The organism is Paenibacillus sp. GCM10023250 (assembly GCF_042653205.1).
Taxonomy (GTDB): domain Bacteria; phylum Bacillota; class Bacilli; order Paenibacillales; family Paenibacillaceae; genus Paenibacillus_Z.
The window spans coordinates 1-25,884 of record NZ_JBHSHY010000054.1 but is presented as its reverse complement, the minus strand read 5'-3'; the positions used below and the strand labels follow the sequence as shown (position 1 = coordinate 25,884).

23 protein-coding genes and 1 pseudogene are annotated in these 25,884 nt (G+C 63.4%); 9 read left to right on the top strand and 15 right to left on the bottom strand.

Annotation, left to right across the window (positions count from 1 at the left end; genetic code table 11):
- Positions 1–49 precede the first annotated feature (49 nt).
- Positions 50–1,174: a PepSY-associated TM helix domain-containing protein gene (locus tag ACFPB1_RS24890; protein ID WP_379228885.1), complete on the bottom strand. Its 1,125-nt coding sequence runs from the start codon at positions 1,172–1,174 to the stop codon at positions 50–52.
- A 448-nt stretch (positions 1,175–1,622) separates the two neighbouring features.
- Between ACFPB1_RS24890 and ACFPB1_RS24885 the strand changes: the two genes are divergently transcribed.
- From ACFPB1_RS24885 to ACFPB1_RS24870, 4 genes and pseudogenes are all read left to right on the top strand, one after another.
- The gene (locus ACFPB1_RS24885; RefSeq protein WP_379228884.1) at positions 1,623–2,288 is read left to right on the top strand and encodes a TetR/AcrR family transcriptional regulator; all 666 of its coding nucleotides are present in this window, start codon (positions 1,623–1,625) and stop codon (positions 2,286–2,288) included.
- A gap of 120 nt (positions 2,289–2,408) precedes the next feature.
- Positions 2,409–2,558 (top strand): annotated as a pseudogene (locus ACFPB1_RS24880) (pentapeptide repeat-containing protein); the annotation flags it as partial.
- A gap of 136 nt (positions 2,559–2,694) precedes the next feature.
- Positions 2,695–3,879, top strand: a complete 1,185-nt coding sequence (locus tag ACFPB1_RS24875; RefSeq protein WP_379228883.1) for a serine hydrolase domain-containing protein — start codon at positions 2,695–2,697, stop codon at positions 3,877–3,879.
- Between the two features lie 254 nt (positions 3,880–4,133).
- Complete coding sequence (locus ACFPB1_RS24870) at positions 4,134–5,276, top strand: hypothetical protein (RefSeq protein WP_379228882.1); 1,143 nt, start codon at positions 4,134–4,136, stop codon at positions 5,274–5,276.
- Here ACFPB1_RS24870 and ACFPB1_RS24865 read toward each other — a convergent pair.
- The 8 genes from ACFPB1_RS24865 to ACFPB1_RS24830 form a co-directional block, all read right to left on the bottom strand.
- Complete coding sequence (locus ACFPB1_RS24865) at positions 5,256–6,020, bottom strand: MerR family transcriptional regulator (protein ID WP_379228880.1); 765 nt, start codon at positions 6,018–6,020, stop codon at positions 5,256–5,258. The two genes, ACFPB1_RS24870 and ACFPB1_RS24865, sit on opposite strands and share 21 nt — an antisense overlap.
- Positions 6,021–6,209: 189 nt before the next feature.
- Complete coding sequence (locus ACFPB1_RS24860; protein WP_379228879.1) at positions 6,210–6,590, bottom strand: VOC family protein; 381 nt, start codon at positions 6,588–6,590, stop codon at positions 6,210–6,212.
- Between the two features lie 119 nt (positions 6,591–6,709).
- Positions 6,710–7,255, bottom strand: a complete 546-nt coding sequence (locus tag ACFPB1_RS24855) for a hypothetical protein (RefSeq protein ID WP_379228877.1) — start codon at positions 7,253–7,255, stop codon at positions 6,710–6,712.
- Positions 7,256–7,367: 112 nt separating this feature from the next.
- On the bottom strand, positions 7,368–7,571 hold the full coding sequence (locus ACFPB1_RS24850; protein ID WP_379228876.1) for a CLC_0170 family protein: 204 nt from the start codon (positions 7,569–7,571) through the stop codon (positions 7,368–7,370).
- 25 nt (positions 7,572–7,596) lie between these two features.
- A complete protein-coding gene (locus ACFPB1_RS24845; protein ID WP_379228875.1) occupies positions 7,597–8,823 on the bottom strand; it encodes a Ger(x)C family spore germination protein in 1,227 nt (408 codons plus the stop codon).
- Positions 8,795–9,916 (bottom strand): GerAB/ArcD/ProY family transporter, encoded by a 1,122-nt coding sequence (locus ACFPB1_RS24840; protein WP_379228873.1) that lies wholly within the window; start codon positions 9,914–9,916, stop codon positions 8,795–8,797. Before ACFPB1_RS24840 ends, ACFPB1_RS24845 begins: the two co-directional genes overlap by 29 nt.
- A 3-nt stretch (positions 9,917–9,919) precedes the next feature.
- A complete protein-coding gene (locus ACFPB1_RS24835) occupies positions 9,920–11,725 on the bottom strand; it encodes a spore germination protein (protein WP_379228872.1) in 1,806 nt (601 codons plus the stop codon).
- A 153-nt stretch (positions 11,726–11,878) separates the two neighbouring features.
- Positions 11,879–12,658, bottom strand: coding sequence for an HAD family hydrolase (locus ACFPB1_RS24830; RefSeq protein WP_379228871.1), 780 nt, complete (start codon positions 12,656–12,658; stop codon positions 11,879–11,881).
- A 146-nt stretch (positions 12,659–12,804) separates the two neighbouring features.
- Between ACFPB1_RS24830 and ACFPB1_RS24825 the strand changes: the two genes are divergently transcribed.
- Positions 12,805–13,152 (top strand): hypothetical protein, encoded by a 348-nt coding sequence (locus tag ACFPB1_RS24825; protein ID WP_379228895.1) that lies wholly within the window; start codon positions 12,805–12,807, stop codon positions 13,150–13,152.
- Positions 13,065–13,292: a zinc-binding dehydrogenase gene (locus ACFPB1_RS24820; protein ID WP_379228893.1), complete on the top strand. Its 228-nt coding sequence runs from the start codon at positions 13,065–13,067 to the stop codon at positions 13,290–13,292. Before ACFPB1_RS24825 ends, ACFPB1_RS24820 begins: the two co-directional genes overlap by 88 nt.
- A 791-nt stretch (positions 13,293–14,083) precedes the next feature.
- Here ACFPB1_RS24820 and ACFPB1_RS24815 read toward each other — a convergent pair.
- The 5 genes from ACFPB1_RS24815 to ACFPB1_RS24795 form a co-directional block, all read right to left on the bottom strand.
- Positions 14,084–14,962: an ROK family protein gene (locus ACFPB1_RS24815; protein ID WP_379228869.1), complete on the bottom strand. Its 879-nt coding sequence runs from the start codon at positions 14,960–14,962 to the stop codon at positions 14,084–14,086.
- A gap of 16 nt (positions 14,963–14,978) precedes the next feature.
- Complete coding sequence (locus ACFPB1_RS24810; RefSeq protein ID WP_379228868.1) at positions 14,979–15,689, bottom strand: hypothetical protein; 711 nt, start codon at positions 15,687–15,689, stop codon at positions 14,979–14,981.
- A 1-nt stretch (position 15,690) separates the two neighbouring features.
- The gene (locus ACFPB1_RS24805) at positions 15,691–16,965 is read right to left on the bottom strand and encodes a M48 family metallopeptidase (protein ID WP_379228867.1); all 1,275 of its coding nucleotides are present in this window, start codon (positions 16,963–16,965) and stop codon (positions 15,691–15,693) included.
- A 173-nt stretch (positions 16,966–17,138) separates the two neighbouring features.
- On the bottom strand, positions 17,139–18,221 hold the full coding sequence (locus ACFPB1_RS24800) for a glycoside hydrolase family 172 protein (protein WP_379228866.1): 1,083 nt from the start codon (positions 18,219–18,221) through the stop codon (positions 17,139–17,141).
- A gap of 348 nt (positions 18,222–18,569) precedes the next feature.
- Positions 18,570–18,887, bottom strand: coding sequence for a thioredoxin family protein (locus ACFPB1_RS24795; protein WP_379228865.1), 318 nt, complete (start codon positions 18,885–18,887; stop codon positions 18,570–18,572).
- Positions 18,888–19,116: 229 nt separating this feature from the next.
- Here ACFPB1_RS24795 and ACFPB1_RS24790 point away from each other — a divergent pair, with 229 nt between their 5' ends.
- Positions 19,117–19,698, top strand: a complete 582-nt coding sequence (locus ACFPB1_RS24790; RefSeq protein ID WP_379228864.1) for a hypothetical protein — start codon at positions 19,117–19,119, stop codon at positions 19,696–19,698.
- A gap of 63 nt (positions 19,699–19,761) precedes the next feature.
- Here the strand turns inward: ACFPB1_RS24790 and rnhA are convergent, their stop codons facing one another.
- Positions 19,762–20,415 (bottom strand): ribonuclease H, encoded by a 654-nt coding sequence (gene rnhA, locus ACFPB1_RS24785; protein WP_379228863.1) that lies wholly within the window; start codon positions 20,413–20,415, stop codon positions 19,762–19,764.
- A 340-nt stretch (positions 20,416–20,755) separates the two neighbouring features.
- On the opposite strand from rnhA, the gene ACFPB1_RS24780 reads away from it, so the two are divergent.
- Both ACFPB1_RS24780 and ACFPB1_RS24775 read left to right on the top strand, forming a co-directional pair.
- Complete coding sequence (locus ACFPB1_RS24780; RefSeq protein WP_379228862.1) at positions 20,756–22,486, top strand: hypothetical protein; 1,731 nt, start codon at positions 20,756–20,758, stop codon at positions 22,484–22,486.
- Positions 22,483–25,614 carry a DEAD/DEAH box helicase gene (locus ACFPB1_RS24775; protein WP_379228861.1) on the top strand — a complete coding sequence of 1,044 codons (3,132 nt, stop codon included), beginning with the start codon at positions 22,483–22,485 and terminating at the stop codon, positions 25,612–25,614. Before ACFPB1_RS24780 ends, ACFPB1_RS24775 begins: the two co-directional genes overlap by 4 nt.
- Positions 25,615–25,884 lie beyond the last annotated feature (270 nt).

The following is a 25,884-nucleotide window of genomic DNA, read 5'->3' as shown; positions in this document are numbered from 1 at the left end:
CGGCCCGCCCTGCCACCGCGCCGCTCGCCGGGGAGCTTGCCCGGAAGCGCTACGCCGCCGCCGACCGGCCGGCGTCGCGCCGTTTGCCGCGTTTGCGCGCGCGGGCCTTCATCCGCCACACGGTCAGTCCCGTTATCATCAGCACGAGCGGCATCATCCCGAACGCGAAGGCGATGAGGCGCGTGGTCAAGCCGCCCCACGTGGCGAAATGCAGTCCTTTGCGCCAGGCGTTGTACAGATTGATCGCCCAGTTCGGATGCGTCTTGTACAGAATGTTCCCGCTGGCCGCGTCCATATAGATCGTGCTGTTGCTGCCGTCCGAAGCGCCGAAGCCTTCTCTAACGCCGAATTGGTACGTGTCGCCCGGCTTCCGCGGCAGCGTGACCTTGATCAGCTTGCTGTGCGGATACTGCTCGCGCACGAGGGCGACGGCCTGTCCGACGGACAGGATGCCCGCGTCCGTCCCGACCGCGGCGGTCTTCTTCGCGGAATCCGGCACCGTCTCCTTGGCCTGGAAGCCGACCCAGCCCGGAATCTGCTTCTCGTAGGCGTTGACGACCCCGGTAGCGGCCAAGACCAGCAGCACCGGAATCGACAGGATCCCGACGACCTTATGCAGGCTCATGTTGAAGGCTAGCCTGCCCCGCCCCCGAATGAGCCGGAAGCCGAGCGCAAGCTTGCGGATGCTGGGCCACCACAGCCAGACGCCCGTCGCCAGTATCAGGATCAGCCCGACGCCGATCCACCCGACCAGATGCGCCGCGTGGGTCTTGCCGATCACGTTCGTCATCAGGAAGTAACGATGCAGATTGTAGATCGTCTCGAACGGTTCGCTGCGTTCCTCCCTCACGTTGCCGAACGTCCTGCCTGTGCCGGGATCGGCGTAGAGCACGCGCTCGTTTTCGCCGTCCTCGGAGATGCGCACGTGATAGAATCCGTCCTTCGCCGGCCACTCGATGACATCCGTCTCGAACGCCGGATTCAGCGCGTCGGCATGCGCCTTGATCGCTTCCGCGCCGATATCCCCTTCGGTCGGCTGCTCTTCGACGGGATACAGCCAGCTTTCCAACTCCGGCTCGAGCATGATGATGCTTCCCGACGTGCACGTCGTCACGACGAACAGACCCAATAGCAAACTGAGCAGCAAATGTGTTCTTAATACGACTTTCCGCATGCGTTCCGTCCCACTCTCCTTGAATTGGCCCATCCACAAGACTGTCCCGCCCGCAATCCGGGATCCCGCGAAGATCCGTTCGTTCGGCCGCGCGAAGACGAATTACTGATAATGAATTTCATTATCAATTATACCAAACGATTCCAATGATAATCATTATCAGTCACGGTGTCAATCCGTCATTTCCGTCATTGACGTTTCCCTCGACCTTATGATACCGGATATGATAACCCTGCTTCCTGTTCGTTGGCATCGGGATCACCTCTGCCTTATACCTATTCATGTCAGAATTTGTCGGATACATCTACGACTGTTCCTCCCCAAGTTCGACTGAAAGAAGGCCGATCGCCAGGGTACATCAAATGATCTTGTTTCAAGGTGTTGACATTTAAAGGGAAGTGGCATATATTGTTTACATACCAACCGAATGTATGTAAGGAGGGGGCATATGGCAAGAAATAAATATCCGGAGGAAACGACCAACCAAATCCTAACCGTGGCGCTTGATCTCTTTATACAAAAAGGGTACGAGCAAACCTCGATTCAGGATATCATCAACGGACTGGGGGGGCTGACAAAAGGGGCCATCTATCATCACTTCAAGTCGAAAGAAGAGATCATGCAGGCCGTAATCGATCATCTGTACAAAGATGTTGACGAGATGTTGACCGGTGTCCGGGACGACAAGGAGTTAAATGGTCTAGAGAAGCTTCGCAAGATTTCCAGCGTCTCGCTCAGCAATCCCGCTCAGAACGAAATGGCAGCTGTGGCACCCAACCTTTTGCGCAGTCCGAAGCTGCTGGCAGCCCAGATCGAGCACATGATTGAAAAAGCAATCCCCGTCTATATCCAGCCCATCATCGAACAAGGCGTGCGAGACGGCTCGATTCGAACCAAGTATCCGAGGGAGCTTACTGAAATGTTGCTCGTTCTCACCAATCTGTGGCTTAACCCGTCGGTTATCCCGGCTTCGCCCGAGATGATGTTGAATAAGGTTAAGCTATTCGATGAAATCTTGAAAGGCCTGGGACTCGACCTGTTCGATGAGCAAATGCTTCAAAGATATGAGGAGCTGTTTCGTATGGCAGCTAGAGATATCAGCATCGAGAAGTAAACTGCCGAAAGGCAGCTTTATTTTTCAGTTATACATACCGTCTGCCGGTATGGATAACTGACCGGCGTTCGAATTAAAAAAAATTCTAAGGAGATGTGAATGGATATGAATCAAAAATTAAATGTTTCTTTCCATCCGGGGTTTACTTTGACTAAAAAGTATTATCGCATGATCAAAACCATCTGCTTTGACGGCGCAACGATGGATAAATTGACCTTTGCTATGCTCAAAGGCATGGATGCCAACTTGTCAAAAGTCACAATCATTTAAAGGAGGGGACCCTCTGAAAACCAAGACCATTAGCCCCAAGTGCTGAAGGTGACGTTTCGGAGCCTATAGTGGAAGAACAAACGCGGATTCTTTGATAGAGGATAGTTTTAAAAAAAAATAAAGCGAGGGAACCTAAATGGAAAAGATAACAACTGGAGATTTTTGTTCGTCAGAAAATATGAAGGAAAGAAAATCCACAGATGGGCAGGATCGTCCGGAGCTGCAGAAGGCCATCGAGGAGATAGTCGATTCCGGTTTCCTCGGGGTGCAGTTGCGCGTGCACGATGAGAAGGGCGAGTGGGTCGGCAGCGCCGGGGTTAGCAGGCTGGGCGAGGCCGCGAAGCCGCCTACAAACGGACACTTCCGGATAGGCAGTAACACCAAGACCTTCACCGCGACCGTGGTGCTGCAATTGGTCGCCGAGGGCAGGATCGGGCTGGATGATTCGGTGGTAGACTACCTGCCCGAGTTCGGAATGGACCGGCGGATCACGGTGCGGATGTTGCTGCAACACACCAGCGGGGTGTTCAACTTCACCGGCGAGTACTACGAAGACGGAAGGGTCGTGCCGGGAATTCCCTGTCAAGGCCAGGAGTGGGTAGACAACCGATTCAAGACCTACCATCCGGAGGAACTGGTACGGCTGGCATTGTCCAGGCCGGTACGATTCGATCCGGGAACGGACTGGAGCTATTCCAACACCAACTACGTGCTGGCCAGGCTGTTGATCGAGAAAGTCACCGGCTGCTCGCTCGCCGAGGAGATGCAGCGGCTGATTCTGCGGCCGCTTGGGCTGTCGGGTACCGTGGTACCAGATACCCAGCCGGAAATCCCCGAACCGCACGCCCACGCCTACTATCGATACGAGGACGCCGGCGAGCAGAAGACGGTCGACATCACCTGCCAGAACCCCTCCTGGATTTCCACCGGCGGTGACATGATCTCGACCACCCAGGACCTCCACACGTTCATCTCCGCGCTGATGGGCGGCAAGCTTCTTCCGGCCCCGCTGCTGGCCGAGATGTGCAAGCCGCATCCCAAAATCGGCTATGGCTTGGGGGTATTCGTGCAGGACGCCGGCCCGAACGGCGACGGTACCATCATCACCCACAACGGCGGCATTTCGGGCTACGCGGCACTGATGTACAGCACGCCCGACGGCGGCAAGACCCTGACCGCCTCCGTTAACTATGTGGACGACGCCGCAATGTCCCTGGCAGTGGTGTTCCAGAAGGCGCTACAGAGGCTCGTCGAGGAGGTGTTCGGCGGCGGGCATGCCGAGTCGGCTGATGCGGCCGGCCTGGCCGGTAAACAGGACTGAGCACCCTGGCCAGGTTCTGCTTGTCCGATCAGCTTGGATAAGAGAGAAATGAGCAGCAAGTCCCACTCTGTATTTAAGCTTTATGCAAGCGTCTCCATAAAAAGGAAATTTGTATGATTGTTTCATGCATGTCGACTGATCATAATGGATTCGAGACGGCCGGTCATGTCAGGTACAAGGGGGCGATTCGCGAGCAGGTTTCCTTTCAGCGGGAACGTCTAAATGGTATGAACATAACTGCGAGGAGTGTTTCTATGAAGCTGCGTTGGATACCTCTGGTAGTGGCATTCATGTTACCGATGTTAGTCATGCTCCCTCTTACGGCAGCTGCTGATATAGGCGACAAAGCAACGAAATTGCTCTTGAACGATTTCAACGGGACCATCCTCGATTTTGATGCGAGTCGAATTCTATGGAAAGCGGACAATAAAGTGCTCTGGTTATATAACCGTACGAATGGCGCGCAAGTCAAAGTTGTGGATCGTACCGGTGCGGCGGATAACGTCTCCCAAGCGAAGCTGTCGGCGCAAGGCGTGGTATACAACCTGAAAGACCCCAAATTGCCAAAGCTCAATTCGGTATACAGCTGGAAGAACGGTCAGGCTTCGCGAATTGCAACCGGCGAGGATTTGTACGATATCCGGGGAAACGGAAAGGTTGCGCTGCTCAGTCAGCATACTGTAGATCTAACGACGGGACAGATTGGTGAATTCGGCTTTAACCGAATCGAGATTGCGCCCGATGGAACCATGATTTATACCGCTCCGGTTGCACCCGTTGGCGCGCTGGCGCTTTTTCAAACGCGTCCCGATGGAACGGTGATGCGGCTGGCGGAGCCCTCGAACAAAGTGGCATCGCTTTCGGGCGCGCCCTATGGCTATTACGGACCGGTAACGGATGGAAAAAGCATTCTCTACACGGAATCTGTCGAGAGCGATCATTATCGCAATCATGTATTTGCGCTTCGATTGCGAAACGCGGATGAAACGGTCACCACCTTGTCGGTCGGCGGAAGCTATCAGCCCAATTTTTCTTACCGGATCAACAATGGATGGATTGCTTATATCGAATTCGATAGGGTCAAAAGGACCAAATATGTGAACATCCGGTCGCCGGAAGGCGTCGTCAAACGGGTGTTTGAAAGCCCGCATTGGTGGTCTTGGGCCAACGCTCCCCTCACAATCGACGATCTGGGACCAGATGGCACGGTGGCGTTCACGTCTTTTGATAAAACTTACCTATCTTACCCGAAAGAGGACAAACCGGTCAGCATTCATAGAAGCCCGGCAAAGTTCCAATACCGGGAGCACGTCTTCGGCGGGCCTGGAGGTTCTCCAATCCGGGGCGGTGTATGGTATTTGATAAACGGCGGTTCGTTATATGCCGTTCGCATCTAACCCGATCCGCTCGTACGCCGCGGCGGCGGCTTGCAGATAGTATGCCAGCCCCGTCCGCTGCTCCTCCAGCATGCGCAGATGGAAGGCATCCTGCAGGAAGAATCGCGTCTGCGCCGCGAACGACTCCGGCGTGGCCGCGTGGCCGTGCGCGTTCAGAAACGCCAGGTGCCCCTCGATCAGCTCCCGCACCCGCAGGTCCGTATGCATCACGCCGCCCCGCAGCGCGTCCGCCATCCCGTTCAAGAACAGCATCGCTTCCCGTGCCTGCTCGTTCATCTCCGCAACGTCCGGCTCCGCCTCCAAAATATCCACGCCGTAGTTATCCTTCAGATACGCCCGCTGCTCATCCAGCGCCTCCCGCCATTCCGCTTCGCTCTTCAACCCTTCGAACAGCTCGCTCACCTGCATCGCCTCGCCTTTCTCCATGGATTCCAATGTCTTCGTCAACGTCCCGATGACCGCGTCCAGCCGTTTCCGGCGTTCCTGCAGCAGCCGCTTCTGGCCGCCCAGCGCCTCCCGGGGATCCTGCTCGCCTTCCATCAGCGTCCGGATCCGCTCCAGCGGAAAATCCAGCTCCTTGTAGAACAGGATCCGCTGCAGCCGCTCCAGCTCCCGCCTGCCGTAGTACCGGTAGCCCGCCTCGCTGATCTCGGCCGGAAGCAGCAGCCCGATCTTGTGATAATGGTGCAGCGTCTTGATCGTCACGCCGGACAGCTCCGACAGCTCCTTGACCGTATGCTTCATGTCTTCGCTCCTTTCAGTCCGTAGTGTAAGGCCTCCTCTAAGCGGAGAGTCAATGCCCCTTCGCAAAAAGTTCCCTCTGCGCCCTCGCCTCTCTCTCTCTCTCTCTCGATTGCACCCGTACGCGCAGCGCAAAAAAAGACCGGGACGCCCAAGGGGCGTACCCGGCCTGCCGGCCCGGCGGCCGCGCGGTCAGCGCGCGGCGTTCAGCTCGATGATGTTGCGGTCGGGATCCGTCAGGAAGATCTGCGCGAAGCCCGTGATGCTGTTCCGGTTGTGCCGATGCTCGATGCCGTGCTCGGACAGCCAAGCGATCGTCTCGTCGAAATCGGCGACGCGGATCGCGAAGTGCCCGTCCCGCGTATCGATGCCGCCGCCGCGCAGCGTCTCGCCCGTGTGCACGATGAGATGCAGCTGCTGCCCGTTGCTGCCGATGCCATACCACGCGCCGGGAAAATCGAACGCCGGCCGCGGGATTTCCCGCAGACCGATGATTTCTTCGTAGAACCGTTTTGCCCGTTCCAGGTCGGTTACGATCAAGCTGACATGATGAATACCTTCGTGGCGAATCATCGCGTAGGTCCACCGCCTTTTTTTGCCTATTATAGCATGGCTTGACCGCTTGCGGACGTCGGATTTTGGAAGCGGCCGCCGAACGATCCGGATGGTTCGCGGGCCGCGCCGCCGCTCCGCTACGTCCGGTCCGCGACGTCCCAGCGGCGGGCATGCTCCGCCAGCAAGGGATGCAGGGTCGGCGGCTCCGAGGCGAGCACCAGGCGCAGCTTGACGATCCAAGTCTCGAACGAGGCATACGAGGCGAACCGATTCGCCATCTCCGGCGTGAGATATAGGAAGAGCGGGGACGGATACGCGTCCGCCAGATGGCGGAGCGCCGTATCGATCGGCGTGTATTTTTTGCGCTTGCCCTCCAGTCCCTCGATGAACACCCGGACGCCGGCCCGAAGGAGCGTCTCCTCGCAGCTCCGCTTCCACTCATGCAGCCGGTCGAGCCGCTTATGGTACGGCAGCACGGCTTCCTTCGTCATGCGCCGCACCGTTTCTTCGTGCAGCGGGTACAGCACCAGCGCGGCAAAATCGCGCTTCTTCGCCGTCTCCGCCGCCTGCGCGAGCGCATCGTCCGCCAGCTGCTGGAACGTATCGTATACGGCTAAGGTGCCTTTGCGGTTCTCCGCCGGCGGCTCGTAGCCGAACGGAACGGATCCGGCAATGGGATGCATGGTCGCCCCCTCCTTTGGCATGATTTTCTATAGCGGGCGTCTCCGCAGAGCCTGCCGGCCGCGGGCGCCGGCGAGCCAGCCCCGTCTCGCCTGAGCAATCCGCCGAACTGGTTCAGAAGTACACGCCCTTGAGCACGTACATGCCGACGCCCAGCACGACGTTGATCCAGCCCAGGAAGCGGGAAAGCTTCTGCTCCGTAGGCATGTTCCGCTTCTTATAACCGGCGGCGTCGAACCGGACCAGGATGAAGCCGGTCACGAGCAGTAATGGCGCCGCGTAACTGACGAAGCTGATGGTATAGCCGCTGATTAGCATCCGTTACCTCCGGTTTTCCGCGTGATTAATTTGCTTTCATGCCGACGCGTCTGACGTTCACGAAGGCATGGATATCGAAGGTCGCTTCCTTATAAGCCTCCTGCCACCCTTTCTTCGTCTTGACGGCGGCGTTCCAGTACCTCGGCTGCTTCGCGCGGATGTATTCGCCGAATCCGAAAATGTCGCTGCCGGCCGCCTGAGTCTGCCGGATCAACTGCGCGCAGAACTTCTCCGCTTTCTTCGCTTCGATGTCCTGAATTTGTCGGACCACGCTCATGTCATCCAGATCGAAGTTGCGGGTCATCTTCTCTTCGATGTTGACCTCCAGCACGATGTTGATCGCGAAATGCGGTTTGCCGTCCCGGATACTCGGCTTCCACTTCGTATTGCGATGGGTCGTCGTGGTCATGACCATTTTTTTGGTGCCTTCGAGCATGACATAGACGCGGTAGCCGGCGGGGTTGGCGCCCTTGATCGCCATAAACGAGCCGATCTGGAGCGGCTTCGTCTTGCCCATCATGCGCGAGCCCCGGAAATACGCGAGGCCCATGATTTCGACGTTTTGCTCCTTGCGCAGCGCCACGTACGGCAGGTAGCCCTCCTCGCCTTTCTTGGACGCGTTGCTCCAGAAGATGCCGATGTAATCCCGGGGGAACTTGCCCATATTGATGCCCTCGTCCAGCGCGGACATGAGGTAGAGCGTCGGGATCCGCTCCAGCTTGGGCCCCGCCTTCAGGAGCGCAAGCGCGCTGCCCTTGGAGACCATGAGCCACGCCATCCGCCGAACCTCCGAATTGCGCCGGAAATAGTCGTTCACGTTATCGATGCCGCCCTTGGCGAACTCCTCCGACATGATGATGACGCGCAGATGCCCTAAGAAAATACGGCTCGACACCTGCTGCTGCAGCTTCATGAACGCGTCGTCGAGCGTATAGCCGACCACGTCGATAACCCACACCGTCTGCTTCGGGTCCGTCGCGCCGCCGCCGCCCTCGCCGGGGCCGAGCGGAATCCTTCCGGGCAGCGCGATTTGAACCGCAACCCGGATCAAGCCCATCTGGGGCGCCGGCATCGTCCCTTTGTAATGGGTGACATCGTCGGTATTGCCGCCCCCCTTGGCCTTGTCGATCGAGACGCCGAGCACGACGGCGCGGTCCTCGATTTCGAGCCGGTCCCAGCAGCCCGTGAGCAGCGGGAGGAGCATCGACAGCGCGGCGGACAGCTTAACGAGCTTGCTCCATCGTCCGTTCATTCGGTTGATTCCCCCGCTTCTTCCGGATGAGCGCCACGATCAGCAGCAATCCGGGATAGCCGATCGTGATCGCCAAGCCGATCGTGCCGACGTACTCGATGACGTCATACATTTGGAAGATATTCCGCGGAACGAGCGCCATGACGAAGACGAACGGCAGCACAAAGCTCGAAAATGCCTTATGGTCCCGCAGCCGGAACAGCTCGCTGCTCAGCCGGATCGTCAAGAAATACGTCGACAGGAGCGTCGTGAAGACCGCCGTGACCCAGACGGCCAGGAACGCCGCGTCCAGCCGCTCCAGCACGTTCGCGGGCAGCGTCGTCGCCTTCGCCAGCTCCAGCGTCGGCCAGAGCAAGTGCTTGATTTCCTCGGCGCCGAACACGCCGACGGCCGCGACCACGATCGATACATATAAGCCGCCGGCGATGACGATGCCCCAGAAACTGGCCTGCATGGCCCGGTCGGGGCGGCGCATGGCGGGAATGACGAGCGTCATGACGAACGATCCCTGGAACAAGGACCCCACGGTCATAATGCCCCGGAGCATGCCGTGCGGATCATTGCCCCAGATCGGCTGAAGGTTGATCATGTCCGCGTTCTTCATCGACAGCGCCACAATCAGAAATCCCGGGCCGAGGAGCAGCGGGAAATAAAAATGGTGAATGTACGCGAACGTCATGATATCGTTGCGGGCCGAGATGGTCGCCAGCACCAGCATGACGATGACCGTGACCTCGACGGGCGTGTTCTTTAAGACGGAGGTCACGACGACCTCTCCGAATTCCCGCGCGGCCAGCGACGTCAGGACAGCGAAGAACAGGATGATCGCCGCGCTGCCGACCCACGCCAGGCCGCGGCCGATGATGTCCTCGCTGTACCGGACGATCGACTGATTGGGAAATCGGACGCCCAGCAGCGTAATGAGAAAGAGGCCGACGTAGCCGAGCGCAGCGCCGAGCAGCGTGACGAGCGGCGCGCCGGCATCCGCCGCCCGGACGGCGAAGAGAGGCAGCGCGAGCACGCCTACGCCGATAATGGTACTGGCTAGAACCGCAGACGTTTGAATCGCCGTGATACGACGTAAATGGTCCATCGTTTATGTCTCCTTTCCGCCGCCGGACTGTCGATTCGCCCCCGTGTCCGGCTGATCGGATTGCGCGGCTTGTTGATCGGGGGCGGGGCCGTCCGGCTGGCCTTGGCCGCCTTGGTCGGCGCTCTGCTGGCTGTGCTCGTTCTTCCGGCCCTGCCGACGGTCGTCCTGCTTGGCCATGATCGTGCTGGGATCGAGTACGTCGTGCACCGGCTTCTTCATTTCGTCCATCGTCGCCTTGCTGACCCGGGTTTTATCCTCCGACATCATGAATGACGGCCGTTCCGGCATCCAGGACAGCGGCGCGCGGACGACCAAGTCCTTCAGGCCTTGGAAGCTGCCGGGGACGAGCGGGCTGAGATACGGCACGCCGAACGACTTCAGGGACAGCAAATGGTTCGCGATCAGGATGAAGCCGATCATGACGCCGTACAGTCCGAACACCCCCGCCATGATGATGAGCGGGAAGCGCAGCAGCCGGAGCGCGAGCGCCGCGTTGTACGCCGGCGTCGCGAAGGAGCCGATGGTCGTGAGCGCGATGATGACGACGGTGATCGGACTTGCGAAGCCCGCGGCGACGGCCGCCTGGCCGACGACGAGGACGCCGACGATGGAGAGCGCGCCCCCGACCTGCTGCGGCAGGCGGATCGTCGCTTCGCGGAGCACCTCCATCGAGATCTCGATGATCAGCACCTCGACGACGGCGGGCCACGGGACGCCCGCGCGGCCGCCGGCGACCGCGACGGCGAATTCCGTCGGAATAAGCTCGGGGTTGAAGGAGATGATCGACACGTACAAAGACGGGAAAATGAGCGAGAACACGAGCGCGATAAACCGCGCAACGCGTATGGCGCTCATCAGCAGAAACCGTTCCGTATAATCCTCGACCGTCTGATAGAACTGGTTGAACACTGTCGGTACGATCAGCGCGAGCGGCGACCCGTTCACGAAGATGGCGATCCGGCCTTCCAACAGGTTCGCGGCCACCTTATCGGGCCGCTCCGTGTACTGAACCTGCGGAAACGGCGAGTAGTGGTTGTCCTCGATATACTGCTCCAGGTACCCGGAATCCAGCACCGCGTCGATGTCGATCACGGACAGCCGGCGGATGACCTCTTCGAGCAGCTCCGGGTTCGCGATGCCTTCGATGAAGCAGACGGCGACGCGCGACTTGCTGCGGCGGCCGATGACCATCGAACGGACGCGAAGCTCCGGCGTCTGCAGGCGGTACCGGACGAGCGCGATGTTCGTGTCCAGTATTTCGATGAAGCCTTCGCGCGGACCGCGAATGACCTGCTCGGTCGCGGGCTGGTCGATCGCGCGCTTGTCGATGTGACACGTCCGGATCAGCATCGCCTGTTCCAGGCCTTCGACGAGCAGCGCCGTATTGCCGCACAGGATGCCCTCGACCACCAGGTTCAGCTGGCCTTCGACGTTGACATTGCTGTGGTACAGCGTGTCGTTCAGGATGAGGTCCGGCAGCAGTTTCGCTTCCATCGTCATCCCTTCCTCGTCGGACGGCTTCTTCATTAGCGGCCTCATGAGATCGTGGTTGATCATGCTTTGGTCGTTCATGCTGGAATAATAGATCAGCGCGGCCTCGAAACGGCCGAACACCTTGAACCGCCGCACGACAAAATCGTATTCGTCCGCCATGACGTCCTCGAGCGCCTTCAGCGTGTCCTCGAGGTTGCCGCTCATGTGCTGCTCCGCCAGCTTCTCCAGAATAGGGGAGGACGTCTTCCGATTCGGACGATCTGGGCCTTTCGAGCCTTTCGAATCCTTCGACGTCAGCCAGCTGCGCATGGACATGGGATCCCCCCCTTTCGCGATCGATCGGCAGCTGCCTAATTAATCCAAAGGTTACTTTGCGCAGAAAAACCAAAATTATGTATAATAGGAAAAACCGGCATGCCAAAAAGCGCCCGGGAATCCCGGGCGCCTTCGTTCGCGCTGCCGCGCTGCTCAGCTCAGGTAGCGCTCCAGCACAAGCGCCACGCCGTCATGGTCGTTCGTCTCGGTAACCTCGGCCGCGGCTGCCTTCAATTCGGGGACGGCATTGCCCATCGCGACGCCGTGAACGGACATCGCGAACATCTCCAGGTCGTTATGATCGTCGCCGAACGCGAGCAGCTCGGACGCGCCGATGCCGTCGCGTTCGCATACCGCCAGGATGCCGGTCAGCTTGGAGACCGACGCGTGCATGATCTGGATCAGCTTCCCTTGGTCCGTCGCGATGAACCGCGTCTTGGGGGCGAACGCCGCCCGCAGCCGGGGCTCGGCGTCGCCGAATTCCATCAGCAGCAGCTTCGTGGCCGTCTGCCGCTTCATGTCGGCCAGCCCGCAGATCGTCGGACGGTTCCACGGGCTGAAGAACGCCGAATCTCTCGGCGCGCGGCTGGAAAACAGCCGGTCGTTCGATTCCAGGCTGACCCGTACGTCCGCCGGCAGCCGTTCGGCGCAATAATCGAGGATTTCCGCCGCCGTCTCCCGCTCGATCGGCGTGTGCAGCCAGAGGCCCGCGGCCTCGTCCACGACGAGCGCCCCGTTGTAATAGACGAACGCCGCCCCGTCCAGCAGCTCCGGCGGAAGCAGGTTCCGCACCGAGCGCGGCGGCCGCCCCGTCGCGAAGATGATCCGCATCCCCCGGCGCTTGCAGGCCAGCAGCGCATTCGCATTCCGCTCCGATACCTGCCTCGCCGAATTAAGCAGCGTTCCGTCCAAGTCCAGCGCGATTCCCCGCATGGCTTCTCCCCTTTTCGTGCGTGATGTGGCGGTTGCCTGTTACTGGCGATACCAGCATAACCGCTGACTTACTGGCTGGCCCCCGGCCTTGCGGCATAATGGCTCCATCCCCCTGAAATCATGTCGAGGAGGGTTTGTTTTTATGCATGGCATTGCGAATAAGCGGCGGCTATGCCGAGGGCATCGCCGTGCCCGTGGAGGTCGCGATTACGCTCGAGCCGGACCGGATCTCGGAGGAAGCGTTTGCATTCGCGGCCGCAATCCCGCCGGATCTCGCAATGATCCTCCGGGAGGTCGCCTGCGTCCGGCCGGGCTACACCGTGCTCGTGCATGCCGCGGCGGGCGGCGGCGGCAGTTTGATCGGGCGATCGGCCCTCGCTTCGGCGCCGGCTGCGTCACGGGCACGATCGGCAGCGCGGACAAGGCCGCCTGCGCCAAAGACTTGGGCTACGGCGCGATCTTCCTCCGCGACGGGTACGCCGAAGCCGTACTGAAGCTGACCGGGGGCTCAAGCATGGACATCGTCGTGGATCCCGTCGACGGCGCGCTGCGGGACGAAGCGCTGCGGCTCTTGAAGCCGCTCGGCCGAGTGGTGGCTGGGGGCAATGCCGAAGGCGCGTACGATGTCTGGTAGTCCGCGAACGAGCTTTGGTTCGCGAGCAAGACCGTGGACACGCGCCCCCTCCCCTGCTTCGTCTGTTGTTACCATTATACCCGCGCGACCGCGACGCGGCCACTGCGCTCCGCAGAGCTCGCCGGCGGCGCAGCGCGGCGCCCGTAGAACGCGCTGGCGGCGCGGCGGCTGTGCTGCGTCACTGCGTCCCGGTACCGCTAAATTCCGGCACGATCAAGCGGACACAGGAGCCGCTATTTCGGCCAAAAGCGGGAATTGGCTGGCTAGGCGGACACAGGAGCCGCTATTCGCCCGATTCGCAGCCGAATGGGCTTTGCGGGACGCCAATAAGCGCTCCTGTGGCCGCGAAACGCCAAAAAACCGCCAAATCGCGCAAATAGCGGCTGTCATGGCCGCGAAATTCCTGGGAAGCCGCGGGGCGACGGACTCGGCACTCGAGTGCCGCGCTCCGAGCAGGCCCGCGCACCGGCGGCGTCGGAGGCAACGCGCAGCCGCCGCGCCCGCTCGCCCTGCCCTCGCCGGCCGGGGCCGCGCTCCGCGCCGGCCCGCTCGCCTCCCGCACCCGCTTCGCTGCCGCCCCTCCACGCACCGCCCGCCGGGGCCGACGCGCCGACAACGCCCCGCCCGGCCTGCCCGCCTCGGCCCGCGCACCGGCGCTGGGCTCGCCAGCCCCGCTTCGCGGCTGCCCCCGCTTCACCACCGGCCCGCGTGCAGCCGCCGCCCGCCCGCGGCCCCAACCCAAAAAAACCAGCCCCGCCAATGGCGGAGCTGGTTGTGGAGCAAGCCAAACGTTACTTCGCGGCGAGCGCGCGCAGGCCGAGCGCCAGCGAACCGCTGAGGCCGGCGTTGTCGCCGAGACCTGGCGGCACGATGTACGCGTCGATGTCGTCCAGCACGGCCTTCGCGTTAACGTAGCCGTTCAGGTTTTTGCGTACTTCCGCGCGGATCAGCGGGAACAGCTGCAGCTGGTGCATGACTCCGCCGCCCAAAATCACGCGCTTCGGCGACAGCAGCAGCACCGCGTTCGAGACCGCTTGGCCGATATAGAACGCTTCGATGCCCCATGCCGGATGGTCGACGCCGAGCTCGCTGCCCTTCACTTTCCAGCGGCCTTCCAGCGCCGGACCGGCCGCCATGCCTTCCAGGCAGTCGCCATGGTACGGGCAGAAGCCTTCGTACGCGTCTTCCGGATGGCGGCGCGTCAGCACGTGGCCGCCCTCGGGGTGAACCAGGCCGTGCACGAGCTTGCCTTCCGCGTACACGCCGACCCCGACGCCGGTGCCGATCGTGTAGTAGAGGCAGCTGTCGAGTCCGGCCGCCGCGCCCCACGTCGCTTCGCCGAGCGCCGCCGCATTCACGTCCGTATCCCAGCCGAACGGGACGTCGAACGCCTTCTTCAGCTCGGGCAGGAACGGATAGTTGCCCCAGCCCGGCTTCGGCGTCGTCGTGACGTAACCGTACGTCGGGCTCGCCGGGTCGATATCGATCGGGCCGAAAGACCCGATGCCGATCGCATCGACGCCTTTATCCTCAAAATAATTCACGACGTTGGCCAGCGTCGCTTCCGGATGTTCCGTCGGAAAGCTCACCCGCTCCAAAATCGTGCCGTCTTCCAAACCGATGCCGCAGACGAACTTCGTGCCTCCGGCTTCAATAGCTCCAATGCGCATGCCTCACTCGTCCTCCTCAAATTCTCTCTCTCAGCCATGGCCAGACGACGCTCAGCGTCAACCGCAGATTCGTCAGCCCCAGCTCGTTGATGAACGGTTCCCGTTCGCGAAAATAGTCCGCGTGCTTCCCGATGATCGGCACCCCGCGGCGCTCGCCCGGAGCGTGCTTGTCCCGCCGCCAGCCGCCGAACGTGCCCAGCCGGCTGACGCCGTCGGCCGGCTTGCCCGCCGCCGCGGCGTCTTCCGCCCCGCCGGCGTACGCGAACAGCGTCGACGCCCGCATGGCAGCCGGGATGCGGCAGCGGGGCGAGCCGATCATGACGACCGGGCTCGGCGCACCGCCGAGCAGGTCGTGCAGCATCCACGCGGCGTGGACCGCCGCGACGCCGCCGCCGCTGTGGCCGATCAGCACGATGCGGCCGGCCTGGCCCGGCTCGGGCCGCCAGCCGGCACCGATCGCGTCCACGGCCCTGCGGCCGCCGATGGAGCGCCCGATGATGCGCTCGGGGGCGAGCCGCATGTCCCGGCCGATCTCCCACAGCTGGGGGACGGCGCGGCGGTTCCAATCGCCGTACGGAAAGAGCAGCTGCGACGTCCGCACGGTGAACCCTTCACGCTCCAGTATAGCATGCAACGCGCCGCGAAAGCTCTCCATGAATTGCGGCGCGGTCGCAAGCCCCGCGAGCAGGTACAGCGATACCGGCGCCTTGTCCCCGCGCTCGCTCATCTTAGTCCGCCTTCTGCCCGTGGGACGCGGCGAACTTCATTGCGGCGACGATCCGTTCCATGTCGCTCGGATGGTCGTCGCGGAACCAGCGCACGAGCAGCGGCGGATTGACGTCGCTCAGCGTGATGACGCCCGTCTTTTGCTGCATGGACACGGAGCCCTCCGCGCTGTTCAAGAGCCGCATCGCGTAGGCGTCCGCGGACGATTCCGCGCTGCGGGACACGGCGTTGCTGACCGGCAGCGAGACGACCGAGAGCACCGCCAGGATGAGCAGCAATAGCGGCAGCGCCGTCACGTCGGACCGGCCGCGGATGCCCCACGCTTCGCCCCAGCGGCGGAGGCTCCAGACGTAGATCGCGCCGCCGATGCAGATGACGGCGAGCGAGGAGCCGACCGCGCCGACCGCGCTCCATTCCAAATGGTGCATGACGTAATGCCCCATCTCGTGCGCCATGATGTGCAGAATTTCCGGCTCCGTCAGCTGCTTCAGCGTCGTATCCCACAGCACGATGCGCAGCGACGGCCCGATGCCGGTGACGTAGGCGTTGATCGCGTTCGTTTTTTTGGACATGTCGACTTCGTAGACGTGATCCGCCGGAATGTCCGCCTTCGCCGCGAGATCGAGAATCTTGCGCTCCAGCTGCGGGTCGGACAGCGTCGTGAAGTTGTTGTACAGCGGGTCGATCACGACCGGCTCGACGTACATCATGAACACGGTGAACGGCACCGAGATCAGCCACAGCTTCAGCCACCAGCGGCCCCGCCGCGACAGGATCCAAAACGCGACCGCCGATACCGCGAGCATCGTCAGATAGCCGATCCCGAACGCCACGAGCTTGTCCCGGATCCAGCCCGGCACCGGCTGCGTCGTGATGCCGTAGCTCTTGGACAGGGCGTAGCTGAAGATCTGCAGGGGCAGGTACAGCACGAACGACACGACGTCCACGAGCAGCACGAACAGCGGGAAGCGGAGGATCAGCGGCAGGCCGCCCAGCGCGTGGCGCCATGATTTGGCCCAGCCCGCGGAGAGCATCAGGAGGTAGATCAACCACTCCCACGGCACGCTGGTGAAGAAGATCCAGTTGCGGATCGGGTTCAACTTCTCACTGTCCTTCAGCTGCTGCGGCGTAAAATACGTCTCGGGGTCCGCGGGGGTGCCTTTGTACGCGGCGGGCACGTTATTGGGCGAGGTATACCAGACATAGGCGGCTGCGGCCATCGCGTAGACCAACAGCAGCAGCAGCCATCTTTTCTTAAAGCGCGTGTGCGCCGGCATGCCACCATCTCCTGTTTCTTCCAGTGTAACGACATGCTTATCATAGCATGTTTCGCCGCCAAAACAGAATGCGAGCGCCCGCGGGACGTGTGCCCCGGAGCGCTCGCGTGGTGCGGGTTATGGCGTGCCTCGATCAACGGCGTCAATCGTTTGCGGCGTTAACGGTTCAGGCGCTAAATGACCTCGCGGCCGTCGTTGTCCGCCAGCTCCGGGAACGCGGCGTGCGGCTCCGACTGGTACCAGAACGTCGTCGACGCGATGTCGCTCTGCTGCGGCAGGTAGCGCCCGCCGGAACGCCAGCCGAGGTCCTGGATCGTCACGCGCAGCCCGGTCTCGAAGCGGATCGGATCCTGCACGTGCCAGCGGTACATGCCGAAGCGCTGCTGGCTCCGGTACAGCCCGTCCGGCTTGATGACCTGGTGCATGCCGAGGAACGGCGTGGAATACGTGCCGTATTCGCCCCGCGGGTGCTCCCAGTTCCAGGCGCCGCCGAAATAATCCTCCGTGCCGGTGCCGCAGATCGTCGGGAACTCCTTGTCCTCGTCGAGGTAAAATTTGATCTCGCCCTCGCCCCACCAGCCGGTGTTGTTGACCTGCCACGCGAGGTAGCAGCCGACGAAGTGCCCCTTGCCCGCCACGCCGTCGACGAGCGTGTGCACGCCCTTGTACGCCACCGGATTGCTGCGGCGCCATTGCGCGTGGAAGTACGCCATGTCTGCCGGCACGTCGGTGAGCGTGTAGTCGATCTGGTAGTAGAGCACGCCTTTCTCGGTGCCCGTGTTCTCCATCGTGATGCGCGCCGACCGGCGGAACGGCATCTGCCAGTAGCTGTTCATGCCGCCCGCCGGATTGACGGCCACCGGGAAGGAATTGACGTTGCATCGCTCCTGCCAGCCGTTGCAGAAGAAGTCGCCGACCGGCGCTTCCACGGATGGCGTCTCCTCGCCGTCCCAGTACATGCGCAGGATGAAGTTGCGCCACAGGTTCGGCCCGCACGTCAGCCATATATGCTGAATGGCGCCCGGTCCCGCGATCTCGCCCATCGTGAACGTCTGGCCCGCCTCGATCTCCACCGAAGGCGACACTTTCCAGCCGAGCCCGAGGTCGCGCGCGCAGTTCGCGCCCGTGCCTTCCGCAGCCATGCCGCCCTTGCCCGGCTCGCCCGTGAAGTTCTCCGCGCTGATCGACCTGCTCTTTGCGTCCGACAGCCTCGCCAGGTTGCCCAAGCCCATATCCAAGCCGTTAAAACCAACCATCGTTCCCTCTCCCTTTGCGAACGGATGAAACCGCTTTATTGGTTCAATCTGGAACCTATGCTATCCCGTTGGCAACGGCCTGTCAAGCTTCGCCCGGCGCTAAAAATAGGGCCGCGCTGCGCGCTTGGGGTCGCGACTGTGCGCCGCTCGGGTGGCCGCGCTCCGCGCTCTTCGCGGCTCGGCAGCTGCGCTTCAGGCCGTCGCTGCCGACGTGCGCTCCCGTGGTGCTTCGCACCAAAGTCGCTCTCGCTTCGGCAGGTCGGCGCTTGCGCTTCGGCCCTCGCCGGGCGCGGCGGAGGCGCCGCTTAAGGCCGGCGCCGGCTCATACCAAAAAAAACGCCCGCTCCGTCACGACGAAGCGAACGTTTGAAGCATCCGGTACAGCGCGTCGACCGACCGCATGGCGTACTCGGTGCGCGCGGGCTCGCCGTCCCGCACGAGCACGAGCGCCGGCACGCTGGCGATCCGCCACGCGTCGCGCAGCTCCGGCGCGAAATTGATGTTGATCTTGGCGATCGGCACGCCGGCGCCGGCCGCTTGGGCGATCTCGAGCATGCGCAGCCCGATCTTGCACGTGCCGCACAGCGGGGTGAAGAAGAAGACCGCTTCGCGCGGCGCTTGCTCCCGCGCCAGCCATTCCCGTTCCGTCATTTCCTCGATGGCCATGGATGCCGCCGCCTTTCCGTCAGACTTGCCGCCTCCGCACGCGGGGGCGCCGCGATCGCCCGCCGATGCCGCGGGCCGTTCGACCGTTAGGACCATTATAGGGCTTCGCGGAGCGTTTGCGAAGGCGCGGGAGGTGACAAGCCGCCGCCAAAGGTCTATTTGCCGGCCGAAACGGGCATCCTCGTACCATCTGAAAGGCGTGTGTTGTCAATTGAAAGGAGTGCTTTCGATGTTCAAATCCTTCGCCCCGCTCCTCCTGGTCCCGCTTCTGCTTCTCGGCCTGGCCGGCCAGCCCGCCCCCGCCGAAGCCCATCATGCCCATCACGATGCCGCCGGGATCGTGCTTCACCGGTACGCGGATTACATCAACCAGAAGAATTGGCCCGCCTTCGCCGGGTTGTGGTCCGCCGGCCAGCAGCCGATGTGGAGCAGCTTCTTCGGCAGCGCGGACAACCGCAAGCAGCATGCCGGCGTGCTGGGCGTGAAGCGCGCCAAGCTGGTCGGCTATAAAGAAGTGCCCAAGGAACTCGGCCTGAACTTCGTCGGAAACGGGACGGGCCGATACTTGGAAACCTCCGGCGCGGAAAGCCGGTTCTTCTACGCCGCCTTCCGTTACGACGTATTTCGCGAATCGCAGTATAGGTTAAACGGCATGAACTACATGCTCATGGTGCTCGTGAACGAAAACGGGCACTGGCGCATCTGCCACTGTTCCGTCGCGCCGACGGCGCGTTTCATCGAAAGCGGCTACGGCTTCGGCACCGCCGACGAGAGAACCTACGACGAGCGCCGGCAGCGCTTCGTCCACTGACCGCGGCGCGCGTGAATACGACAAAAAGGGACTTCGCCGAGAAGCCCCTTTTGCCGTGCCCGCTTATTTCCGCCCGTAATCCGCCTTGATCTCGCCCCACTGCTTCGTCTGCCACTTCAGCACTTTGTTGCTGTACGTGTTGGTCTGCAGCCAGCGCACGGCACGATCGACCATGCCCCAGATCTCCGCCGTGGACGCGTCCCGCGGAAGCGTCGTCGAGACGGCCTTCTGCTTCACCCACTTGAGCGCGTTGACGGAATCGCTGTACACCGTCTTGTCGCTGCCCTGCTGCTTCAGATACGCCAGCGCGTGCACGATGGCGAGAAATTCGCCGAGATTGTTCGTCCCCTTCTTGACCGGACCGACCGCGAAAAGGACCTCGCCCGTCCGCGTGTCCACGCCCTTGTACTCCACCGGGCCCGGGTTGCCGCTCGTGCCGACGTCGACGGAGATGCTGTCGTAGTCGATCTCGCCCGGCTCCTCGAACGCGGCGGCCGGCTTGCGGCGGAAGCCGCCGGGCTTGGACGCGCCTCCGCCGCCCTTGCCCCAATGCTTCTGCCAGCCGCCGCGGTACGCTTCCTCCGCCTCCGCCCGGGTTTCGTACGATTTGAACTTCGCATCGTCGAACTTATTGATCTGCGCCTGGCACTCGCCCCAATTCGCATACACGCCCGGCTTGCGGCCGACCCAGACGACGTAAAATTTTTGCTTCGCCATGATTGCTGCCCTTCTTTCGCTTCGCTTGGGCCCTGCCGGCGCCAATCGCCGGCCGCCCTCTTCCCGCCGTTCCCCGAACCGGGAGCTGGCGGACAAGCTCCCTGACCGTTTCGACGGACCGGCCGCCAATCCCTCCATATCCGCGCGAAAAATACGCACCAACGCGCCGTCCTACGCTATCTTTGCCCGCTTTGCGAGCGGTGTAATCCCGTGAAACGCCGCGCGCCGGCGGCGGCCGGCCGAATTTTAAGGGGCGTTCGGGTCCCGCGGGCGGCAGAGCTGGTATAATAGAAAGCGAAGTTTTAAGAATACGCGACGACGTAACCGGGAGTCAACGGATATGGATATGGACTACATGCTGGATGACGGTGCATGGCGGCGGCTGCTGGAAGGTGTCGCCGACCGCTTCGACGAACTGACGATCATTCGCGGCTTTCAATATGCGAAGCAAGGCCGCGTCGAGGAGCTGGCGCTCCGCGACGACGGCGTGCACGTGGACGCGCGCGTCAAAGATAACCGGATGTACGACGTCGCCGTCGATCTGGACGACCTCGCGGCGAGCGTCTGCGGCTGCTCCGCGAACCGCGCCTGCACGCACATGGCCGCCGCGCTGATGCGCTACGCGGAGCTGTGCGGACGGCCGGTTCAGGCGCTCGCCAACGCGCGCAGCGCCTTGAAGAGCACGGCCGTCGGCGCCAAGCCGGGCGCGGCACCGGAGAGCGGACGTGCGGCGGCCAGCGCAGGTGCGGACAGAGAAGCCGCGGCGACGCCGTCCCGGCCGGGCCGCGGCGAGGGCGGCCCGAACCGCGGCGCCGGGCCGGCGGCCCCTCGGGCCGTCCGGCCGACCTTGACGGAGGCGGAGCTGACCGAGCTCCCCGTCGCCAAGTGGCACGAGCGGTTTCAAGCCCGCCACGGACCGATGCACCTGCATGTCCGCACGGCGCAGGAGGCCGGCGAGCTGCTCGCCGACCTGCAGGCGATGCGGCCCGAGCTGCCCTGGGCGCTCGAGCAGCTGTTCACGCTGCACGCCCTGCTGTTCGTGCTGGAGCAGATGGTGAAGCCGGCCCAGGCGGACTGGCGCCAATCGGGCCTGTTCATGGGCTATCACACGCAGCTCGCGCTGGACGGACTGCGCGGCCGGGCGCGGAGCCTGCTCGAGGACAAGCTCGCGCTGGCGGACGACGGCTCGGCGTACTGGGAGCGGCTGATGGAGACGGCGGATTTCCTCCGGGAACGCATGCTGACCGAGGATCGGACGCTCGGCTGCTTCGCGGCGCTCTACGCGTCCCTGTGGCTCCATTGGCTCGGTCCCGGATCGGCCGGAAGCGAACCGCTTTACGAGGAAGAGCTGCGCAAGCTGCAGGCTGCGGAAGCGGAGCTCGGCCCGGCCTTGTCGCGGCTGCCGTGGTCGCTCGCGCAATGCCTGCTGCTGGTCTATATGGCGCGCGACGCACAAGCGCGGGCGCTGCTCGCCCGGGGCGGGAGCCAGCTGATGCTGAAGCCGGAGCATCTCGCGCCGCTGCTCGGCGTCCTCGAGCGCGGGGAGCAGTGGACGCGGCTGCGCGACTGGCTCGCGGAGACCGGCCCGCTGCTCATCGGCTTCCGCGGCGAGGACTTGGCGCCCTACGGCAACTATTGGGAAGCGGTCGTGGCGCGGCTGCCCGAGGCGGAGCCGGCGATGTGGCGCACGCTCAAGGCGATGCTGCCGTTCTCGCGGGCCGTCTACGAGGACGCGCTGGCGGCGCACGGCCGGTGGGACCTGTGGATCGACCTGCAGATGTGCATGGGCCAGGATCCGCTGTCATTCCGCGTGACCGCGCTGAAGCCGGTCGAGAAGGAAGCGCCGGAGCTGCTGCTGCCCTTCTACCATCAGGCGGCGGAACGATACGTGCTGCAGAAGAACCGCGACGGCTACAAGGCGGCGGCGAAGCTCCTGAAGCGGCTCGCCAAGCTGTACGCCCGCCTGAAAAAGGGCGAGCGGTGGGAGCAGTTCCTCGCCGCCTTCGCGAGCCGCAACAGCCGGCTGCGCGCGCTGCAGGAAGAGCTGCGCAAAGGAGGATTGCTGTCATGAACGCGTACGCCGATACGCTTACGATTCAAGCGAGCCTGACCGAGCAGGGCGACGCGCTGATCTTCGGCGCGGACGCGTCCGGCTATGCACCGGGGCTGCTCGTCAAGCAGCGGCTGTTCGCGCGGCACGAGCCGTCGTTCTACGGCACGGAGCTCGAGATCGAGAAGCTGCGGGACGAGCTCGAGCTCGTCGTACTGCCGGCGGAGATGGTCCTGCCGTTCTTCGCCGACCCCGAATTGCTGCCGATGCACGTGACTTGGCGGCTCGAAGGCGACGCCGCGCGGCTCGCCGCGCTCGCGCCGGCGCTGGCGCACGGCGTCGAGGAGCGGAAATTCGTCCCGAGCTTCGAGGCCTACAAGGTCGGCAAGCTGCGGTGGACGTGGGACGCCGAGGCGCTGGGCGCGAAGGCGCGCCGGGCGCTGCGCGCGCTCGCCGGCGGCGCCGGCCGGGCGCACGGCGGAGGCCTGTACGGCGGGCCGGACGACGACGGGCCGGACGAGGACGGCGCGTGGGAAGAGCATGGCACGCGGGATGGAGAAGCGCAGGGCGACGAAGCCTGGGAGCCGGAAGCGGCGGACGCCGCCTTCCTGGCCGGACTCGGCGCCGCCTTCTCCGCGTCGGTGTTCTCGCGCCACTACGGCACGGAGGAAGCCGCCGCCGACCTGCGCCGCGACTTCCCGCTGCTGTTCGCGCGCGACCGCGCCGCGGCGGCCGCGGGCCTCGACGAGCGCGGCTGGCTCGTCGCCGCCGGCTGGAAGGCCGACACGCTGCCGTTCCGGCCGCTCCTGCAGCTGCTGGAGCCGGAGGACGCCGAGGCCGGCGGCTGGCGCCTCGCGCTGCTGCTGCAGGACAAGCTCGAACCGGCGAAGCTCGTGCCGGTTCGGCTGTCCGCGGACGGCGAAGCCTCCGGGACGTGGCCCTCCGGCTGGACGCCGCATGTGCGCGAGCGCTCCCCGGCTTGGCTCGCGCATCTGCGCGCGAGCCTGCCGCCGGACCGGCTGGCCGGCAGCCCCGCGGACGTGCTGAACGCCCCGCTGTCCGACGAGGACGCGTGGCGGTTCCTGACCGCGGACAGCCAGCGTCTCCTGGCTGCCGGCTGGCAGGTACTGCTGCCCGCCTGGTGGGAGGAGGCGAGCCGCAAGAAGCCGCGCCTGCGCGCGAAGGTCCGCCCCGGCGAAGGCGAGGGCGACCGCGCGGGCGGCGGCCGGTCCTTCTTTGGCCTCGACGCGCTGATCGATTTCGACTGGCGCGTCTCCATCGGCGACACGGATCTGAGCGAAGCGGAGTTCCGGGAGCTGGTCGCCCGCGGCGAACGGCTCGTGCAGTTCCGCGGCCAATGGGTGCCGCTCGATCCCGCCCTGCTCGCGCAGATCCGCAAGGCGATGGCGGGCGTCGATCCGCGGCGGGGCTTGTCCTTCCAGGACGTGCTGCAGCTGCATTTGCGCCGCAACCGCGGCTTCTTCCTGCCGGCGGCCGGAGGCAAGGACGGCGAAGGCGGCGCTGCGGAGGAAGCCGAGGACGACGGCGCCCTGGAGGTTGACGTCGAGCTGAACGCCCACCTGACGACGCTCATCGGGCAGCTGACGCAGCAGACGGACTGGCCGTCGGTCCCCGTGCCGCCGACGCTGCGCGCGGAGCTGCGCAGCTACCAGCGGGACGGCTGCTCCTGGCTTGCGTTTCTGCGCCGGTTCGGACTCGGCGCCGTCCTGGCCGACGACATGGGGCTCGGCAAGACGATCCAGTTCATCACGTACCTGCTGCACGTCGCCGAGGAAGCGGCCGCGCATGGGGATCGCCGTCCCTCCCTGCTGATCTGCCCGACCTCGGTGCTCGGCAACTGGCAGAAGGAGGTGCGCCGCTTCGCGCCGTCGCTGCGCATCCTGCTCCATTACGGCAGCAAGCGGCTCGGCGGCGAGGCGTTCTACGAGGAAGCGGAGGAAGCCGATCTCGTGCTGACCTCGTACGCGACGGCGACGCTGGACCAGGAGCTGCTCGGCGGCTATACGTGGTCGGCGATCTGCCTCGACGAGGCGCAGAACATCAAGAACGCCGGCACGAAGCAGGCCATGGCAGTCAAGAGCTTCCCCGCGCGGCACCGCATCGCGCTGACGGGCACGCCGATCGAGAACCGGCTCGCGGAGCTGTGGTCGATCTATGATTTTACCAATCCGGGCTATCTCGGCACCGCCCGCACCTTCGCGGAGCGGTTCAGCCAGGCGATCGAGCGCGAGCGCGACGAGAAGCGGACGCAGGAGCTGCAGCGGCTCGTGAAGCCGTTCATGCTCCGGCGCAAGAAGAAGGATCCGAACATCATGCTGGACCTGCCGGAGAAGAACGAGATGAAGACGTACATCCATCTCACCGGCGAGCAGAGCGCGCTCTACGAGCAGACCGTCAAGGAGCTGATGGACGAGATCAAGAAGCTGGAGGGTATTCAGCGCAAGGGCGCGATCCTCTCCGCGCTCACGCGGCTGAAGCAGCTGTGCGACCATCCCGTGCTGCTGACGAAGGAAGCCGTGCCGGTGCCGGAGGACGAGCGCGAGGAAGCCGCCGAATCGGCGATGCTCATCGGCCGCTCCGCCAAGCTCGAGCGGCTGCTTGAGCTCGTAAAGGAGCTGCGCGAGGAAGGCGAGCGCTGCCTCATCTTCACGCAGTACGTCGGGATGGGCGAGATGCTGCGGCGCGTGCTGGGCCGGGAGCTCGGCGAGCCCGTCCTGTACCTGCACGGCGGCACGTCCAAGACGGCGCGCGACCGGATGATCGAGCAGTTCCAATCCCGCGAGCTGCCGGACGCGGAGCAGCCGAACGTGTTCATCCTCTCGATCAAGGCCGGCGGCGTCGGGCTCAACCTGACCGCTGCGAACCACGTGTTCCATTTCGACCGCTGGTGGAACCCCGCCGTGGAGAACCAGGCAACGGACCGCGCCTACCGGATGGGCCAGACGCGCGACGTGCAGGTGCACAAGTTCATCTCGCTCGGCACGCTCGAGGAGCGGATCGACGAGATGCTCGAGAGCAAGCAGCAGCTGAGCGACGACGTCATCACGAGCTCGGAGGGGTGGATCACGGAGCTGTCGACGGACGCGCTGCGCGACCTGTTCACGCTGCGGCGCGACTGGTCGGAGTAACGGCCCGCCGGCAGGCGAGCTCGCGGAGCGGCTCGCCTGCAGCACGCTCGGCTAGTCCGTGACGCTGACGAACGTGGTCAACCCCTTATCGCGCCCGCCGGCACAGCGGCGGTGACGCATAGCGAAAGGCCGCCCGGGATACGCCGAGGCCACTGAAAAAGTCCAAAAGGGTACATTTTCCTTAATTTTAAGGGAGATGTACCTTTTTCTCTGTATACTTAAGGTATAACGGTGAAAGGGATGAAGCTTATGTTCCAGCCACAGATCTCA

Coding starts and splice junctions, on each gene's coding strand:
- ACFPB1_RS24830 (WP_379228871.1), bottom strand. CDS start 12,658: ATGCGGGGAATCGCGCTGGACTTGGACGGAACGCTGCTTAATTCGGCG.
- ACFPB1_RS24775 (WP_379228861.1), top strand. CDS start 22,483: ATGAACGCGTACGCCGATACGCTTACGATTCAAGCGAGCCTGACCGAG.
- ACFPB1_RS24790 (WP_379228864.1), top strand. CDS start 19,117: ATGTTCAAATCCTTCGCCCCGCTCCTCCTGGTCCCGCTTCTGCTTCTC.
- ACFPB1_RS24865 (WP_379228880.1), bottom strand. CDS start 6,020: ATGAAGCATACGGTCAAGGAGCTGTCGGAGCTGTCCGGCGTGACGATC.
- ACFPB1_RS24795 (WP_379228865.1), bottom strand. CDS start 18,887: ATGGCCATCGAGGAAATGACGGAACGGGAATGGCTGGCGCGGGAGCAA.
- ACFPB1_RS24890 (WP_379228885.1), bottom strand. CDS start 1,174: ATGCGGAAAGTCGTATTAAGAACACATTTGCTGCTCAGTTTGCTATTG.
- ACFPB1_RS24885 (WP_379228884.1), top strand. CDS start 1,623: ATGGCAAGAAATAAATATCCGGAGGAAACGACCAACCAAATCCTAACC.
- rnhA (WP_379228863.1), bottom strand. CDS start 20,415: ATGGCGAAGCAAAAATTTTACGTCGTCTGGGTCGGCCGCAAGCCGGGC.
- ACFPB1_RS24845 (WP_379228875.1), bottom strand. CDS start 8,823: ATGAACGGACGATGGAGCAAGCTCGTTAAGCTGTCCGCCGCGCTGTCG.
- ACFPB1_RS24800 (WP_379228866.1), bottom strand. CDS start 18,221: ATGGTTGGTTTTAACGGCTTGGATATGGGCTTGGGCAACCTGGCGAGG.
- ACFPB1_RS24840 (WP_379228873.1), bottom strand. CDS start 9,916: ATGGACCATTTACGTCGTATCACGGCGATTCAAACGTCTGCGGTTCTA.
- ACFPB1_RS24805 (WP_379228867.1), bottom strand. CDS start 16,965: ATGCCGGCGCACACGCGCTTTAAGAAAAGATGGCTGCTGCTGCTGTTG.
- ACFPB1_RS24815 (WP_379228869.1), bottom strand. CDS start 14,962: ATGCGCATTGGAGCTATTGAAGCCGGAGGCACGAAGTTCGTCTGCGGC.
- ACFPB1_RS24870 (WP_379228882.1), top strand. CDS start 4,134: ATGAAGCTGCGTTGGATACCTCTGGTAGTGGCATTCATGTTACCGATG.
- ACFPB1_RS24850 (WP_379228876.1), bottom strand. CDS start 7,571: ATGCTAATCAGCGGCTATACCATCAGCTTCGTCAGTTACGCGGCGCCA.
- ACFPB1_RS24825 (WP_379228895.1), top strand. CDS start 12,805: ATGGCATTGCGAATAAGCGGCGGCTATGCCGAGGGCATCGCCGTGCCC.
- ACFPB1_RS24860 (WP_379228879.1), bottom strand. CDS start 6,590: ATGATTCGCCACGAAGGTATTCATCATGTCAGCTTGATCGTAACCGAC.
- ACFPB1_RS24875 (WP_379228883.1), top strand. CDS start 2,695: ATGGAAAAGATAACAACTGGAGATTTTTGTTCGTCAGAAAATATGAAG.
- ACFPB1_RS24835 (WP_379228872.1), bottom strand. CDS start 11,725: ATGTCCATGCGCAGCTGGCTGACGTCGAAGGATTCGAAAGGCTCGAAA.
- ACFPB1_RS24780 (WP_379228862.1), top strand. CDS start 20,756: ATGGATATGGACTACATGCTGGATGACGGTGCATGGCGGCGGCTGCTG.
- ACFPB1_RS24855 (WP_379228877.1), bottom strand. CDS start 7,255: ATGCATCCCATTGCCGGATCCGTTCCGTTCGGCTACGAGCCGCCGGCG.
- ACFPB1_RS24810 (WP_379228868.1), bottom strand. CDS start 15,689: ATGAGCGAGCGCGGGGACAAGGCGCCGGTATCGCTGTACCTGCTCGCG.